This window comes from Streptomyces sp. Tu6071, from assembly GCF_000213055.1.
In the GTDB taxonomy this organism is placed as follows: Bacteria; Actinomycetota; Actinomycetes; order Streptomycetales; family Streptomycetaceae; genus Streptomyces; species Streptomyces evansiae.
In genome coordinates this window covers 3,402,914-3,419,118 of the sequence record NZ_CM001165.1, presented here as the reverse complement: position 1 = coordinate 3,419,118, position 16,205 = coordinate 3,402,914, and the positions used below count along the sequence as shown (strand labels likewise).

Below are 16,205 nucleotides of genomic sequence, written 5' to 3'. Positions count from 1 at the left end.
CTCGGCCCGGTGGCGAGCGGACGCCGGGGTGCACGGCGCTGAGCCCTCGCCGGGCGGGCAATGCCGTGGGAGAGGGGCACCCGAGGGAGGACCGCCCGGCACGCCCCGCGAAGGAGAGTGGTTCCGTGGAACCGGTGGGCTCGGTGGAGGTCAACGTCTCCGCAGCGGTTGGCGATCCTGCGGAGGCGGGCGCTTCCGCGACGCCGAGCGATCTGCCGGGGGCCGCGCGCGTGGTGGCTGGTGCTGGTCGCCGGAAGACGAAGGCCGGTGGGCGCAAGCGGCGAACGGGATCGGGGCGGGGCGCGGCCGGTAGTGCCCTTGCGCCCGGCACGCGCGCGTCGAAGCCTGCGGGTCCGGGGTCGGCTGATGGCGGCGCGGCGGAGGCTGTCGGGGCGGAGGAGGCGAAGACCGGTTCCCTGCCGGTGGACGCGGAACGTGGCGCGGGGGCGGCGCGGGCCGGGGCGGCGCTGGTGCGGGCGCGGCGCCGGGCGGAAGTGCTCGATCGTCAGCGGTCCGCCGTGGAGAGGGGCGCGGACTTCTCCCGGTACCACCGCAGGGACGCGGCGCGGCGGGAACTGATGCGGCGGCGCATCCGCTGGACCCTCCGGCAGGCGACGAAGGAGGTGCGGGAGCGCGGCGATCTCGGGATGGCGACCGCCGAGTACGCCGTCGCGCTGCTCGCTGCCGTGGGGCTCGCCACGGTGCTCTACAAGGTTGTCACGGGCGGGGCGGTGCAATCGGCCCTGCAGGCGGCGGTGATGAAGGCGCTCCATGGGTGAGGGGCGCGGTGCCGGGCGGTGTGCGGTGCGGGCCGCCGCCCGGGGGCGTCGCTCGCTCGGCCGTTTCGCCGGGCGCGGGGGCGACGAGGGGACGGTGACGGTGGAATCGGCGGTGGTTCTGCCTCTTCTCGTGGCGGTGACGCTCGCCCTCGTGTGGGCGCTGTTCGCGGCGGCGGCGCAGGTGCGGTGCGTGGACGCCGCCGGTGCCGGCGCCCGGTCCGCCGCCCGGCAGGACCCCGAGGCGAGGACGGTGGCGACGGCCCGGAAGGTGGCGCCGGATGGCGCGCGGGTGCGGGTCGAGCGCGAGGGGGACCTCGTACGGGTGAAGGTCACGGCGGAGGCGCCGGGGCCCGGCGGGCTCGGGGTGCGACTTGGCTCCTCCGCCGTAGCGCTCGCCGAAGAGGTTGTCGGCGCGGGGGAGTTGGCCTCGTGAATCCTGTGGGCAGGACGTGGGCGGGGGACGGCCGGGGTGCGGGGGACCGAGGGGCGGCGACGGTGTGGGCCGTCGCGGTACTCGCCATGCTCGGGGTCCTCTTCGGCGGTGTCCTCGCCTGCGGGCAGGTGGTGCTCGCCAGGCACCGGGCCGCCCAGGTCGCCGACCTGGGAGCGCTGGCGGCGGCGGACTCGTGGGTGGGCGGGACGGACGCGGCCTGCGGCGCGGCCGGGCGGGTGGCCGGGGCGCAAGGCGGGCGGCTCGCCGGGTGCAGGCTGCGCGGCCGGTACGCGGATGTCACCTCGGTGGGGTCCGTCGGGCCGTGGACGGTGAGAGTCAGGGCGCGGGCGGGGCCGCCGGTCGGGGCACTGGCGCCGGGCGGGTCTGCGGCGACGGAGCCGCGTCGGGGGCGCCCTTGAGGAGTTCGGTGAGGAGGCGGACGGCAGCGCGTTTGTGGAGGGGCTCGTTGCCGTTGCCGCACTTGGGCGACTGGACGCAGGAGGGGCAGCCGGAGTCGCACTCGCAGGCGGCGATGGCCTCGCGCGTCGCGGTGAGCCACTCGCGGGCGGTGGCGAAGGCGCGTTCGGCGAAGCCGGCGCCGCCGGGGTGGCCGTCGTAGACGAAGACGGTGGGCAGCAGGGTGTCGGGGTGGAGCGGTACGGAGACTCCGCCGATGTCCCAGCGGTCGCAGGTGGCGAAGAGCGGAAGGAGACCGATGGAGGCGTGTTCGGCGGCGTGGAGGGCGCCGCCGAGTTGCTGGGGGTGGACGACGGCTGCGTCGAGCTGGTCCTCGGTGACGGTCCACCACACGGCGCGGGTCCGCAGGTGGCGCGGCGGCAGGTCGAGTTTCGTCTCGCCGAGGACCTCACCGGTCAGGAGCCGGCGGCGCAGGTAGGAGACGACCTGGTGGGTCACCTCGACCGAGCCGAAGCACAGGCGGCCCTCGCCCCAGGGGATCGAGCGATCGGTCTCCAGGACGGAAACGGAGGTGGTGTCACGGGCGACTGTCGTGTACGGGGGTGACGCCTCCTCGACGAGGGCGACGTTCGCGTCGAGATCGAAGGTACGCACCTGGTAAGTGCGGCCCTGGTGGAGGTGGACGGCGCCCTCGTGGACGGTCGTGTGCGAGGCGGAGGCGTCGACGGTGCCGAGCAGGCGGCCCGTGCCCTCCTCGACGATCTGCACCGGGGGGCCGCCCTCGCCGCGGATGTCCGTGAGGTCGGCGGCACGCTCCTTGCGGGTCCAATACCAGGACAGGCCGCGGCGGCGCAGCAGCTTGGCGGCCTCCAGCTGCGGGAGCAGCTCGGCGGTCGCCGGGCCGAACAGGTCCCTGTCCTGCCCGGTCAGGGGCAGCTCGGCGGCTGCCGCGCACAGGTGCGGGGCGAGGACGTAGGGGTTGTCCGGGTCGAGGACGGTGGACTCGACCGGCTGGTCGAAGATCGCTTCGGGGTGGTGGACGAGGAAGGTGTCCAGCGGGTCGTCGCGGGCGACCAGGACGGCGAGGGCGCCCTGCCCCGTACGGCCCGCGCGTCCCGCCTGCTGCCACAGAGAGGCGCGCGTGCCGGGGTAGCCGGCGATGAGGACGGCGTCGAGACCGGCCACGTCGACGCCGAGTTCGAGGGCCGTGGTGGCGGCGAGGCCGAGGAGCTCGCCGGAGTGCAGGGCGCGTTCCAGGGCGCGGCGTTCCTCGGCGAGGTAGCCGCCGCGGTAGGCGGCGACGCGGGACGCGAGGCTCCGGTCCCGGTCGGCCAGGCGCTCCTTGGCGATGACGGAGATCAGCTCGGCGCCGCGCCGGGAGCGTACGAAAGCGACGGATCTCACACCCTGGAGTGTGAGGTCGGTGAGGAGGTCGGCGGTCTCGGCGGTCGCGGTGCGGCGGACGGGCGCGCCCTTCTCGCCCTGGAGTTCGGTGAGCGGGGGCTCCCAGAGGGCGAAGACGACCTCGCCGCGCGGGGAGCCGTCCTCGGCGACCTCGGCGATCGGCAGTCCCGTGAGCCGCTGTCCGGCGAGGGCCGGTTCGGCGGCGGTGGCGGAGGCGAGGAGGAAGACGGGCTCGGAGCCGTACCGGGCGCAGAGCCTGCGCAGCCGGCGCAGGACCTGGGCCACGTGGGAGCCGAAGACGCCACGGTAGACGTGGCACTCGTCGATGACGACGTACTTGAGCGCGCGCAGGAAGGAGGACCAGCGCGGGTGCGAGGGCAGGATGCCCCGGTGGAGCATGTCGGGGTTGGTCAGGACGTAGTTCGCGTACTGGCGGACCCACTCGCGTTCCTCGACGGGGGTGTCTCCGTCGTAGACGGCGGGGCGCACGGCGCGGCCGAGCGGGGCGGCGAGTTCGCGCACGGCGCGCCGTTGGTCGGCGGCGAGCGCCTTCGTCGGGGCCAGGTACAGAGCGGTGGCGCCACGCCCGTTGGGGGCCTCGGAGCCGTCGAGGAGGGTGGAGAGGACAGGGACGAGATAGCCGAGCGACTTGCCGGAGGCGGTGCCGGTCGAGACCACGACGGACTCGCCGTTCAGGGCGTGCTCGGCCGCACGGGCCTGGTGCGACCACGGGTGTTCGATGCCGGCCTCCTGCACGGCGGCGATCACTTCCGGCCGAACCTGATGCGGCCAGACGGCATAGCTCGCCGGACGTGGGGGCAGGTGCTCCGTATGAGTGATGCGCTCAGCGCGGCTCGACCCCCCGGCGAGACGGTCCAGAACGGCTCGGGGAGAGTGCTGTGCGGCCGTGCCCCGAGGGGGCCGGCCGGTCGTGGAGTACGTGGCCATCGACATCGAGTGTGTCACTGGCGCGGCGGACAATGCTCTGAAGGCGTCGTGCGCGCGTACCGGTAAGTGATTGAATGCCATGGCGGCTGGCGAACCGTCCCGGGGGCTCAGGCCGAGGTGTCCCGAGGGACGACCGCTCGATAGCAAGGTGCTGGAGGATCAGTGGACCTGTCCCTGTCGACTCGCAATGTGTCCGGCCCCGGTGGCGACCGTACGGTCGTCGAGGTTGGCGGCGAAATCGACGTTTACACCGCTCCCAAGCTGCGTGAGCAGCTCGTGGAGCTGGTGAACGACGGCAATTTCCACCTGGTGGTCGACATGGAAGGGGTCGACTTCCTCGACTCCACCGGTCTCGGCGTCCTGGTGGGTGGCCTCAAGCGTGTCCGGGCTCATGAGGGCTCGCTCCGTCTCGTGTGCAATCAGGAGCGCATTCTCAAGATCTTCCGAATCACGGGCCTGACGAAGGTCTTCCCCATTCACACCTCGGTCGAGGAAGCCGTCGCGGCCACCGACTGAGTTCCGCTCCGCCCCGGGCCGCAGGGCCCGGGGCCGGAGGCGGGTCGCCGCCGAGGCTTCCCCTCGACGCGCCCGCAGGCACGTTCGTACGTCTGAGGGGGACCGCATGGCCACCGTCGAACTCCGCTTCAGCGCGCTGCCCGCGCACGTCAGGACGGCCCGGCTGGTGGCGGCATCGGTGGCACGTCGCTCCGGTGTCGACGAGGCCGTACTCGACGAGGTACGGCTCGCCGTGGGCGAGGCGTGCACGCGCGCCGTGGGTCTGCACCGCAACCACGGGGTGACCGAGCCGGTGAGCGTGCGGCTGATCGAGGCGGAGAACCAGTTCTCCATCGAGGTCGTCGACCAGGCCCCGCATGCCTCGGTGACGGATGCCACCCCCGGCGCGATGATCCGCGACGACGAGGTGGACACCGAGGGCGAGGACGAGATGGGCCTCGCGGTGATCAGCGGACTCGTCGACGACGTGGAAGTCACCACGGGCGAGAACGGCGGCCGTCTGCGGATGACGTGGCCGGCGAAACCGGGCGTCCTCGCGGACAGCGGGAACCCCGTCGTCTGACGATTCCCGCCGCGCCTGAACGATTCATCTGTGCACTGGCCCTGGCCGGGCTCTTCGGGTCCGCGCCGGGCTTTCGTGTACTCGTTTGCTGGATCGTTCCTGCCCTACTATCCGGGCGCGCCGTGCAGGGGGGCGTGCCCGTGTTCGGCGTGCGCGCTCGGTCTCGGCCGACGCGGCCCGTTTCGTGCCGACGGGCCCGGTCTCGTGCCGAGGGCCCGGCGCCGGACGGACCCTCTCGCGTCGTACGGACGCGCCCGGTGTCGCCCGCCCCGTCCTCCGCAGACGCCGACCAGGGACGCCCGCGGGGATGCGCGAAGGTATTCGGCTGGCCCCCTCGTGCTGCTGAGCCCACGATTCCGCGCAGTATGCCGTGAGTCATCTCTCCCGTGGGGCAAATGGCGCAATAAGCCGCGAACTTCTCGAAGATCGAGCAGGCTCTTCCTCGGCCCCGTGTAAGTTCCGGGGCCGACAGCCATGGAGGGACCGATCCGTTGAGCAAGAAATTCGTGTGCGCACTGTCCGGCGGTGCGGTGCTGCTGCTGGCCCTGTCGGGATGCGGCGATGACAACGACGCCAAGGTCAACGACTGGGCCAAGACCTTCTGTGGCGACATCAAGCCCGATGTCGACAAGATCAACTCGGCCACCGCTGCGATCGACAAGCAGACGGCCGACACGAGCAAGCCGGCCGAGGTCCAGAAGACCGACTCGAAGGCGTTCCAGGACCTCTCGACCGCGTACAAGGGCTTGGCCCAGTCCCTCGACAAGGCGGGCGCGCCGCCGGTGGACAACGGCGAGGACACCAAGAAGGACGTGGTCAGGGAGCTGAACGCCAGCTCTGCCTCGTACGCGCGGCTCAAGAAGACCGTCGACGGGCTCGACACGAGCAACCAGGCGAAGTTCGCCGACGGGCTCAAGGACGTGGCCGCGCAGCTCGCCAAGATCTCGCAGGGCAGCAACGCCGCGCTCAACAAGCTTCAGTCCGGCGATGTCGCGAAGGCGATGAAGAACCAGAAGAACTGCCAGAAGGCGTCGCCCTCGCCCTCGGTGCCGAACGCCTCGCCGTCCACGTGAGTCCGCGCCGCCTCGCGCGGGCGGGGCGCTTCAGGCGGGGTGCCTCACCCCGGAGTGCCTGAGCCCTGGGGGGCCTCAACACGGAACGCCTCGGGCCTGGGCGCCAGCCCGGCGTGCCTCCCGCCCGAAACGCCTCAGCCCGGGGGCGTGCGCCCGGAGGGCGTGCGTCCCGAGCGCGGAAGGCGGGAGTCGCGGGCGCCCGGTTCGGGTGAGGCCGTGCCGTCTGTTGTCAGTGGGGCCCGTCACAATGGACGGGTGAGCACCACTTCCACGAACGCGAGCCCCCACGACCCCGCCGAGCCACTGCCCGGCGCCGAGAGCCTGCCCGCCCACGAGGGCAGAGGCGCCGAGGTCGCGGGCCTGCTGCGGGAAGCGCTGCGCAAGGCCGAGTTCACCGCGGACGGACTGCTCGACCTGCTGGGCGCTCCCGCGTACGCGGCCCTCGCGCGCGGCGAGACCGTGCCGGCCCTGCGCGCCACCCGCGCCGCCGGTCCTGTCGCGACGCTCGTGCGGCTCTTCCTCCTCCAGCGCGGCGTGACCCGCGCGGCGCTCGTGGCGGTGCTCGGCGAGGAGCTGGTGGCAGCGGCGGCGGAGTGCGACTGGCTGCGCGAGGACGGCGGGGGCGAGCTGCGCGCCACCGTCGACGTGCGTCCGTACGGCGGTCCCGAGGACGAGGACTGGTACGTCGTCTCCGACCTGGGCTGCGCCGTGGGCGGGGCCGGCGGGATCGGCAAGCGCGCGGAGGGCGTCGTCCTGGGCGTCGGCGGCGCCTCGACCACCCTCGCCGGGCTCACCGTGCGCACCCCGGTCGGCAGCGTTCTCGATCTCGGTACGGGCTCCGGCATCCAGGCCCTGCACGCCTCACCGCACGCCGCCCGCCTCACCGCCACCGACCTCAACCCGCGTGCGCTCGTCTTCGCCGCGCTCACCCTCGCCCTCTCCGGAGCGAAGCCCGCGCGCCTCCTCGCGGGCTCGCTCTTCGAGCCGGTCGGGACGGAGACCTTCGACCTCGTCCTCTCCAATCCCCCCTTCGTCATCTCACCGGGCGCCCGGCTCACCTACCGCGACGGCGGCCGGGAGGGCGACGGCCTCTGCCGCGAGCTGGTCTCCTCGGCGGGCGAGCGGCTCAATGAGGGCGGGTACGCGCAGTTCCTCGCCAACTGGGAGCACGTCGACGGCGAGACGTGGACCGAGCGGGTGCGCGACTGGGTCCCGGCCGGCTGCGACGCCTGGTTCGTGCAGCGCGAGGTGCAGGACGTCACGCAGTACGCGGAGCTGTGGTTGCGGGATGCGGGGGACCACAAGGAGGGGAGCGCGGAGTACACGCGGCGGTACGAGGAATGGCTCGATTCCTTCGCGGCGCGCGGCACCACCGCGATCGGCTTCGGCTGGATCACGCTGCGCCGTACGACGGCCGCCGAGCCCTCCGTGACGATCGAGGAGTGGCCGCACCCGGTCGAGCAGCCACTCGGGCCCGAGGTCCGCGCGCACTTCGCCCGCCTCGACTATCTCCGTACGCACGACGACGCGGCGCTCCTCGCCGACCACTTTCGGCTCGCCGCCGAGGTGGTGCAGGAGCAGATCGGGCAGCCGGGCGCGGAGAACCCGGAGTACGTGGTGCTGCGCCAGCACCGCGGGATGCGCCGAGCGACGAGGGTCGACACGATCGGCGCGGGCTTCGCGGGCGTGTGCGACGGCACGCTCAGCGCGGGCGCGATCCTCGACGCGATCGCCCAGCTCGTGGAGGAGGACCCGGTGCTGCTCCGGGACCGGACTCCGGCCCAGATCCGCCTCCTGGTCGAGCAGGGCTTCCTGTACCCGGTGGGACTGAGCGGGACGGGCGAGGCGGGGGAGGAGGAGCAGCCGGGCGTGCGCTGAGCGAACGGGGCGGGACGGGCTCTCGTACGGGCCGGGTGGGCCGCGGCGGGCGGGGCCGGGCGGCTCTCGTGCGTACGGGACGGGACGGGGCGGAGCGCGTGGCGGGCTGTGCCCACGGCCGGGCGGGCAGCGCATGCCCGGCTCTCCACCTCGCACGCCCCGGCCCTCGGCCCCATACGTCCCGCCCCTGCTCCCGCACCCTCGCGCCCCGGCCCGGACGCTCCCAGCCCCAGCCCCCGGCCACAAGCCCGGTCCGGCACGCTCCGGCCAGCCGCCCCGCGCCCGAGCGCCCAGCGCCCCGCACCCCCCGCGCTCCAGCGCCTCCCGCCCCGCACCCCCAGCGCGCCCCGCACCCCCCGCCCCGCGCGCCCCCCATCCCCAGCCCCTCGTCGTCTCGTGGTGTCCCCGAGTTCACCTGGGGTTCGTGTGGACGAAGCGACCCGCTGCCAGCCTTCCCGCAACAGAGGGCCCGGGGTCGGACCGGCCCGCGGGGGTGCCGGGTACGGCGCCGGGGGAGGCGGACGGCCGGATGGACAGGGTCGATGCGGTCACGGAGAACCTGCCGGCGGTCTTCGCCGGGGCGGTGTTCCTGCTTTTCGGGGGCTGCCTGCTCGTGTGGACCTGTGTGCGAATCGCTCTCGGGGTGCCGGTCGCCGAGGGAGCCAGGACGGGAACCGCCGCGGCGCTCGCGCTGCTGTTCTCGGTGAGCAGTCTCGGCCTCGGGCTCTGGTGCTTCGGGCGGATCTGAAGCGGATGGGGCGGGGGACGGGCGTACCGCCGTTGTCGTAGAGGGGGCCGAGCCGGGCGTGGGAAGGTCCGCCCGGGGGCGGGGGAGCGGGCGGTCCGGGCGGGGTCCCGCTCGTGAGGGCCCCCCGTACGCGTACCGCCGGAGGCACCCGCACCCCCTCCCACCTGCGACGGAACCAGGACGGCCCGTATCACCGCACTCCGTGCGAAACGGCTGAGAGGTGGTCCGGGCGGCAGGAATGGCGGTAGTCGGGTTACCGTTCGAGTGGCCGTTGCGGGCTTTTCCCGTTTGACACGGGGGCGGGAGGTACCGTCACACTCCGCAGCGTCAGCAGTCACCCACCCGCAGGAGTGTGGGAGGCGTCGGGTCCCCTGTGGCCCGGCCCCGGGCACGTCTTCACGTCCCGCGGACCTTGAGCCTCGACCGGAGAGAAGAGCCACGTTGTCCCCGACCAGCGAGACCGCGAACGGCGGTCGCCGACTCGTCATCGTCGAGTCGCCCGCCAAGGCGAAGACGATCAAGGGCTACCTGGGCCCCGGCTACATCGTCGAAGCGAGCGTCGGGCACATCCGCGACCTCCCCAGCGGTGCCGCCGAGGTCCCGGAGAAGTACACCGGCGAGACGCGCCGCCTCGGGGTCGACGTGGAGCACGACTTCCAGCCCGTCTACGTCGTCAACGCGGACAAGAAGTCGCAGGTCAAGAAGCTCAAGGACCTGCTGCGCGAGTCCGACGAACTCTTCCTCGCCACCGATGAGGACCGGGAGGGCGAGGCGATCGCCTGGCACCTCCAAGAGGTCCTCAAGCCGAAGATCCCCGTCCACCGGATGGTCTTCCACGAGATCACCAAGGACGCGATCCGCGCCGCCGTCGCCAACCCGCGCGAGCTGAACCAGAAGCTCGTCGACGCCCAGGAGACCCGCCGCATCCTCGACCGGCTCTACGGCTACGAGGTCTCCCCCGTGCTGTGGAAGAAGGTCATGTCGGGCCTGTCGGCCGGGCGTGTCCAGTCCGTCGCGACGCGGCTCGTCGTCGAGCGGGAACGCGAGCGCATCGCGTTCCGTTCGGCCGCGTACTGGGACCTGACCGGCACCTTCGGCACCGGTCGTACCGGCGACGCGAGCGACCCGTCCACCGTCGTCGCGCGCCTGAACACCGTGGACGGCAAGCGCGTCGCGCAGGGCAGGGACTTCGACGCGAGCGGCCGGCTCAAGTCGGACGTCCTCCACCTCGACGAGCAGGCCGCACGCACCCTCGCGAGCGCCCTCGCCGAGGCGAGCTTCGCCGTGCGCTCCGTCGAGTCGAAGCCGTACCGCCGCTCCCCGTACGCGCCCTTCCGCACCACGACCCTCCAGCAGGAGGCGAGCCGCAAGCTCGGCTTCGGCGCGAAGGCGACGATGCAGGTCGCGCAGAAGCTGTACGAGAACGGCTTCATCACCTACATGCGTACGGACTCCACGACGCTCTCCGACACGGCGATCTCCGCCGCGCGCGCCCAGGTCACGCAGTTGTACGGCGCCGACTACCTCCCGGAGAAGCCGCGTACGTACGCCGGGAAGGTCAAGAACGCGCAGGAGGCGCACGAGGCGATCCGCCCCTCGGGGGATCGTTTCCGCACGCCCGCCGAGACCGGCCTGACCGGCGACCAGTTCCGCCTCTACGAGCTGATCTGGAAGCGCACCGTCGCCTCGCAGATGAAGGACGCGACCGGCAACAGCGTCACCGTCCGCCTCGGCGGCACGGCGAGCGACGGCCGCGACGCCGAGTTCTCCGCCTCCGGCAAGACGATCACCTTCCACGGCTTCCTCAAGGCGTACGTCGAAGGCGCCGACGACCCGAACGCGGAGCTGGACGACCGCGAGCGGCGCCTGCCGCAGGTCGCCGAGGGCGATCCGCTGAGCGCCGAGGAGCTGACGGCCGACGGGCACGCCACCAAGCCGCCCGCCCGCTACACCGAGGCGAGCCTGGTCAAGGAGCTGGAGGAGCGCGAGATCGGACGCCCCTCCACGTACGCCTCGATCCTCGGCACGATCCTCGACCGCGGCTACGTCTTCAAGAAGGGCACCGCGCTCGTCCCGTCCTTCCTCTCCTTCGCCGTCGTCAACCTCCTGGAGCGCCACTTCGGGCGGCTCGTCGACTACGACTTCACGGCGAAGATGGAGGACGACCTCGACCGCATCGCACGCGGTGAGGCGCAGGCGGTGCCGTGGCTGCGCCGCTTCTACTTCGGTGAGGGCGACGGGGACGGCGCGGGCAGCGGCGCGGCCGCCGCGGCGGGCAACGGCGACGGCGACCACCTCGGCGGCCTCAAGGAACTCGTGACCGACCTCGGCGCGATCGACGCGCGCGAGATCTCCTCCTTCCCGGTCGGCGACGGCATCGTGCTGCGCGTCGGGCGGTACGGGCCCTACGTCGAGCGCGGCGAGAAGGGCACCGAGGAGTACCAGCACGCCGACATCCCCAGCGACCTCGCGCCCGACGAGCTGACCGTGGAGTTCGCGGAGGAGCAGCTCGCGAAGCCGAGCGGCGACTTCGAGCTGGGCACGGACCCGGAGACGGGCCGCGAGATCGTCGCGAAGAACGGCCGCTACGGCCCCTACGTGACCGAGATCCTCCCCGAGGGCACCCCGAAGACCGGCAAGAACGCGATCAAGCCGCGCACCGCCTCGCTCTTCAAGTCGATGACCCTCGACACGGTGACGCTCCAGGACGCGCTCAAGCTCATGTCGCTGCCGCGCGTCGTCGGCGCCGACCCCGAGGGCGTCGAGATCACCGCGCAGAACGGCCGCTACGGCCCGTACCTCAAGCGCGGCACGGACTCGCGGTCGCTCCAGACCGAGGACCAGATCTTCGACATCACCCTCGACGAGGCGCTCGCGATCTACGCGCAGCCCAAGCAGCGCGGGCGCGCCGCCGCGAAACCGCCGCTCAAGGAGCTGGGCGAGGACCCGGTGAGCGGCAAGCCCGTCGTCGTCAAGGACGGCCGCTTCGGCGCGTACGTGACCGACGGCGAGACCAACGCGACGCTGCGCGCCTCCGACAGCGTCGAGGAGCTCACGCCGGAGCGCGGCTACGAGCTGCTCGCCGAGAAGCGCGCGAAGGGCCCGGCGAAGAAGACCGCGAAGAAGGCCGCCAAGAAGGCACCCGCGAAGAAGACGGCCACGACGGGCGCGGCGAAGAAGACCGCGGCCAAGAAGACGGCGGCGAAGAAGACGACGACCGCGAAGAAGACGGCCGCGAAGACGACCACCGCCAAGAAGGCGGCGGCGGGCGCGCGATCGGGTGCGGGCGGCGACGGGGGCGATGGCGGGGAGTGAGATTCCCGGCGGAGAGTTCTCCACGGAGTGATCCTCGTGATTCCCGCGGAGTGATTCCCGTGATCCCTGTGGAGTGATCTCCGTGATCCCCGCGGAGTGATTCCCGCGAGGCGAGTGACGCGGCGAGGGCCGGACGGCGAACTGCTGTCCGGCCCTCGCCGTGCGTGCCGGGCCGGCTGCGAAGAGCCGCCCGGCCTTCGCCGTGCGTGCGGGCTTTCGCCGGGACCTGTGGCGCGGTTGTTTGGCGGTGCTGAGGTGGGTACGGGCACGACGCGGGGTTGATCACGGAACCCCGGCCCCCTGCGGAAGGAGAAGAAGGCGTGCCGGTGAGGGGACGTATGTTCGGGCGTGGCCACGGAATGTCCGATCCGGCCGATAGGCTGGCCGAATGATGCGAGCCGAGCAGGAGGCGGACGCCGCCCGGACCTCAGACCACGCGACGTCGGGCAGCGCGACCTCGGAGAGCCCGACCTCGGACAGCGCCCTGGTCGCGGACTCCCGTGAGCGCGCCGTCCGCGCGTTGCTGCGCTCGCAGCCCCTCAAGCGGCTGTGGAGCGCCCAGTTCGTGGGCGGCGTGGGCGATGTCCTCGCGCTGCTCGTGCTCGTCGTGCTCGTGCTCCAGTCCGCCGTGCTCCAGGACAGCTTCGGCGGCGGGTACCGCGGCGCGGCCCTCGCGGTCGCGGCCGTCGTCGGCGCGCGCCTCGTCGCCACGCTGCTCTTCGGCGCCGTGCTGCTCGGCCCGCTCACGGCCCTCACGGCGCCCGAGGGGCCGCTCGACCGGCGCTGGACCATGACCGCCGCCGACGGCGTGCGGGCCGCGCTGCTCATCGTGGCCCCGCTGTGGATCGACTGGACCCCGGACAACGCGCTCGCGCTCCTCCTCGTCACCGTGTTCGTCGCCGGTCTCGCGGAGCGGCTGTGGACGGTGTGCCGCGAGAGCGCGGCGCCCGCGCTGCTGCCCGCGCCACCGGTCGAGGGCGACGCGGTGCGCCCGCTCCCCGACCACCTGCGCGCCCTGCGCACACTGTCGGTGCGTACGAACTTCCTCGCCATCCCGGCGGCGGCGCTCACCCTCCTTGTCGTCACCCTCGTCGGGAACCTGCTCGGCGCGGGCCTCGACTGGTTCGCGCTGCACCAGGCCGCGCTCGCCTCGTACGTCGCCGCCGGCTTCTTCGCCGCCTCGCTCTCCGTGGTCTCGGCGCTCGAACTGCCCGGCGGACGCACGCCGCGCCCGCGCTCCCCGCTGGAGGGCCTGCGCCGCCCCCGGACGGCCGGGGCCGAGGACGGCGGAGCGCGTGACAAGGGGCGTACGGGCGCTGTGCCCGCTCTCGTCGGCGCGGGCGCGGCGGTCGCCGGTGCCGTCGCCGCCGCCGTGGGCGTCGCCGTGCTGCACGCGGCCGACCTCGGGGGCGGCCCCGTCGCGTACGGCCTCTTCGTGCTCGCGCTCGCCGGTGGCACCGCCCTCGGCATCCGCGGCGCGCGCTCCGTGCTGCCCGCGCTCTCGCGGCGCCGCCTGCTCGCGCTCGCGATCGCGCTCGCCGGGCTCTCGCTGCTGATCGCCGGGCTCGTCCCCGACATCACCACGGTCCTGCTGCTCCTGCTGCTCGCCGGTCTCGCGGCCGGTGTCTCCGCCAATACGGCGCACGCGCTGCTCGACCAGGAGACCGAGGAACCCCGCCGGGCCCGTACGACCGAGCACCTCCAGACCGTGGCACGCGTGACCGCCGCGCTCGCCGCCGTCGCCGCCCCGGTCGTCGCCGCCTTCATCGGCCCGCACCGCGTCGAGAACGGCAAGTTCACCTTCGACCACGCCGGGGCCGCGTACACCCTGATGCTCGTCGGCGCGCTGCTCCTCCCGGTCGCCGCGCTCGTCCTCGCCAAGACCGACGACCGCAGCGGAGTGCCGCTGCGCCGCGATCTGCGGGAGGCGCTGCGCGGCGGGGAGCCCGAGCAGGCGGCGACGACGACCGGTTTCTTCCTCGCCCTCGAAGGGGGCGACGGCGCCGGCAAGTCGACGCAGGCCGAGGCGCTCGCCGAGTGGATCAGGGCCAAGGGCCACGAGGTCGTCCTCACCCGCGAGCCGGGCGCGACGCCGGTCGGCAAGCGGCTGCGCTCGATCCTCCTCGACGTCTCCAGCGCCGGGCTCTCGCACCGCGCCGAGGCGCTGCTGTACGCGGCCGACCGCGCGGAGCACGTCGACACCGTCGTACGCCCCGCGCTCGAACGCGGCGCGATCGTCATCACCGACCGGTACATCGACTCCTCCGTCGCCTACCAGGGCGCGGGCCGCGACCTCTCGCCCGTCGAGATCGCGCGGATCTCCCGCTGGGCGACCGGCGGACTCGTACCGAACCTGACGGTGCTCCTCGACGTTGCCCCCGAGGCCGCGCGCGAACGCTTCACCGAGGCGCCGGACCGCCTGGAGTCCGAGCCCGCCGAGTTCCACGCGCGAGTACGGGCCGGATTCCTCACCCTCGCCGCCGCCGCGCCCGAGCGGTACCTCGTGGTCGACGGGGCGCAGGAGCCCGAGTCCGTCACGCGGACCGTGCGGCACCGCCTCGACCAGCTCCTTCCCCTCTCCGAGGCCGAGATCAAGGCCCAGGAGGAGGCGCGCAAGGCCGCCGAGGAGGAGGCCAGGCGCAAGGCCGAGGAAGAGGCCGCGCGCAAGGCCGAGGAGGAGCGCCAGGAGCGCGAGCGGCAGGAACAGCTCGCGAAGCTCCGCGCCGAGCAGGAGGAACGCAAGCGCCGCGAACTGGAGGAGGCCCGGCGGCAGGAGGAGCTGCGCCGCGAGGAGGAGGCCCGCCAGCGCGAGGAGGAGGAACGCCGCCGCGCCGAGGAGGAGCAGCGCAAGCGCGAGGCGGAGGAAGCGGCCCGCGAGGCCGAGCAGGAACGACTCCGCAAGCAGGCCGCTGAGGAGAAGCGGCTGCGCGAGGAGGCCGAGCAGCGCCGCGTCGAGAAGCAGCGCAAGGCCGAGGAGGCCCTGCTGCGCGCCGAGCGGGCGCGGAAGCTCGCGGAGGAGCAGGAAGCGGCGGCCCGCGAGGCCCGCGAGGCGGAGGAACGGGCCGCGGCCCGGGAGGCCGAGGAGCGGGAGGCCGAGGAGCGCAGGGCGCGCGAGGCGGCGGAGCGGGAGGCCGCTGAGCGGGCTGAGCGGGAAGCCGCCGAGCGGGCTGCGCGGGGGGTCGGTGGTTCGGGCGGTTCCGGTGGGCCCGGGGGTTCGGCCGGTTCCGCTGGTGACGCGCCCGACAACGAGACGACGGTGCCGACGCCGGTCGTCAGCTTCCACAAGTCCGATGCGGTACGGGACGAGGAGTCGCGGGCGGACGACGGGTCGCGGGCGGACGAGGGCGAGGGGCCGAGCTCCGGCGGCGCTCGCTTCGCGGCGGGCGACCAGGACACGACGATGACCACGCCGGTCGTCCGTCCCGGTGCCGAGGACGAGACGACGGTGCTGCCGCAGTACCGGGAGTCGGCAGACGCCGGGCGGGACGGCGTCGAGGATGAGACGACCGTGCTGCCGCAGTACCGGGAGTCGGCGGACGCGGGGCGGGACGGGGTCGAGGACGAGACGACGGTGCTGCCGCAGTACCGGGAGTCCGGAGCCGCCGCCTCCGGCGGTGCCCCGCAGGGCCCGGCGGACAACCCTGCGGACAGGGTCCCGCCCGGTTTCTTCCGCGACGAGCGTCCCGGCCCGCCCCCCGGCGGGCTCGGCCCCGACGACCGTACGCGCGAGCTGCCCCAGGTGGACGAGACCGGCGTCCCGCGCCGCCGCCCCCGTCCGGCGTGGGCCGAGGAGACACCGCTCGACGACCTGCCGACCCTCGCGGACGAACTCCTCGGGGCGCGGTACGAACCCCGGGAGAGGCCGGGGTCCGGTGCCGGTGCTGAGGCGGGGCCCGACTCCGGTTCCGGTCCGGCCTCCGGGGAGAAGGAGCGGAAGCGTCGTGGGTGGGGTGGGCGCGGGCGGAAGGACTGATGGCGCCGGGGGGCGGGGGCGCGCCCCCGCACCGCGCCCTCGCAGCTCACGCCGCCTCGGGAACCCCCTTCCCGCCTCGCGCGTTGGGCGCACCGGGGGCCCATCGAACCCCTAGGTGAAGCGTTCGACCACCCCCTAAGGGTCCCGCCTGCCCCCAGA

Annotated in this window: 11 protein-coding genes; 10 read left to right on the top strand and 1 reads right to left on the bottom strand. The window is 73.6% G+C overall.

Features of this window, described 5'->3' with window-relative positions; all coding sequences use genetic code 11:
- Positions 1–125 precede the first annotated feature (125 nt).
- From STTU_RS35400 to STTU_RS33035, 3 genes are read left to right on the top strand one after another with little or no spacing between them, the layout of a single operon-like run.
- Entirely contained in the window at positions 126–779 is a 654-nt protein-coding gene (locus STTU_RS35400) for a DUF4244 domain-containing protein (RefSeq protein WP_007823888.1), read from the top strand.
- Positions 772–1,212, top strand: a complete 441-nt coding sequence (locus STTU_RS14030; RefSeq protein WP_199785021.1) for a TadE family type IV pilus minor pilin — start codon at positions 772–774, stop codon at positions 1,210–1,212. Before STTU_RS35400 ends, STTU_RS14030 begins: the two co-directional genes overlap by 8 nt.
- The gene (locus tag STTU_RS33035) at positions 1,209–1,631 is read left to right on the top strand and encodes an Rv3654c family TadE-like protein (RefSeq protein ID WP_324607885.1); all 423 of its coding nucleotides are present in this window, start codon (positions 1,209–1,211) and stop codon (positions 1,629–1,631) included. The genes STTU_RS14030 and STTU_RS33035 overlap by 4 nt, the downstream gene beginning before the upstream one ends.
- Here the strand turns inward: STTU_RS33035 and STTU_RS14025 are convergent.
- Positions 1,549–4,062, bottom strand: coding sequence for a DEAD/DEAH box helicase (locus STTU_RS14025; protein ID WP_029397179.1), 2,514 nt, complete (start codon positions 4,060–4,062; stop codon positions 1,549–1,551). The genes STTU_RS33035 and STTU_RS14025 overlap by 83 nt on opposite strands.
- 81 nt (positions 4,063–4,143) lie before the next feature.
- Here STTU_RS14025 and bldG point away from each other — a divergent pair, with 81 nt between their 5' ends.
- From bldG to tmk, 7 genes are all read left to right on the top strand, one after another.
- Positions 4,144–4,497 carry an anti-sigma factor antagonist BldG gene (gene bldG, locus STTU_RS14020; RefSeq protein ID WP_007823876.1) on the top strand — a complete coding sequence of 118 codons (354 nt, stop codon included), beginning with the start codon at positions 4,144–4,146 and terminating at the stop codon, positions 4,495–4,497.
- Positions 4,498–4,603: 106 nt separating this feature from the next.
- Positions 4,604–5,059 (top strand): ATP-binding protein, encoded by a 456-nt coding sequence (locus tag STTU_RS14015; protein ID WP_007823874.1) that lies wholly within the window; start codon positions 4,604–4,606, stop codon positions 5,057–5,059.
- A gap of 491 nt (positions 5,060–5,550) precedes the next feature.
- Positions 5,551–6,132 (top strand): hypothetical protein, encoded by a 582-nt coding sequence (locus tag STTU_RS14010; RefSeq protein WP_007823873.1) that lies wholly within the window; start codon positions 5,551–5,553, stop codon positions 6,130–6,132.
- Positions 6,133–6,387: 255 nt separating this feature from the next.
- Positions 6,388–8,010: a DUF7059 domain-containing protein gene (locus tag STTU_RS14005; protein ID WP_007823871.1), complete on the top strand. Its 1,623-nt coding sequence runs from the start codon at positions 6,388–6,390 to the stop codon at positions 8,008–8,010.
- 529 nt (positions 8,011–8,539) lie between these two features.
- Positions 8,540–8,758 (top strand): hypothetical protein, encoded by a 219-nt coding sequence (locus tag STTU_RS14000; protein WP_010290503.1) that lies wholly within the window; start codon positions 8,540–8,542, stop codon positions 8,756–8,758.
- A 441-nt stretch (positions 8,759–9,199) separates the two neighbouring features.
- Positions 9,200–12,073 (top strand): type I DNA topoisomerase, encoded by a 2,874-nt coding sequence (topA, locus tag STTU_RS13995; protein WP_007823869.1) that lies wholly within the window; start codon positions 9,200–9,202, stop codon positions 12,071–12,073.
- A 388-nt stretch (positions 12,074–12,461) separates the two neighbouring features.
- Positions 12,462–16,046 (top strand): dTMP kinase, encoded by a 3,585-nt coding sequence (gene tmk / locus STTU_RS13990; RefSeq protein WP_420713554.1) that lies wholly within the window; start codon positions 12,462–12,464, stop codon positions 16,044–16,046.
- Positions 16,047–16,205 lie beyond the last annotated feature (159 nt).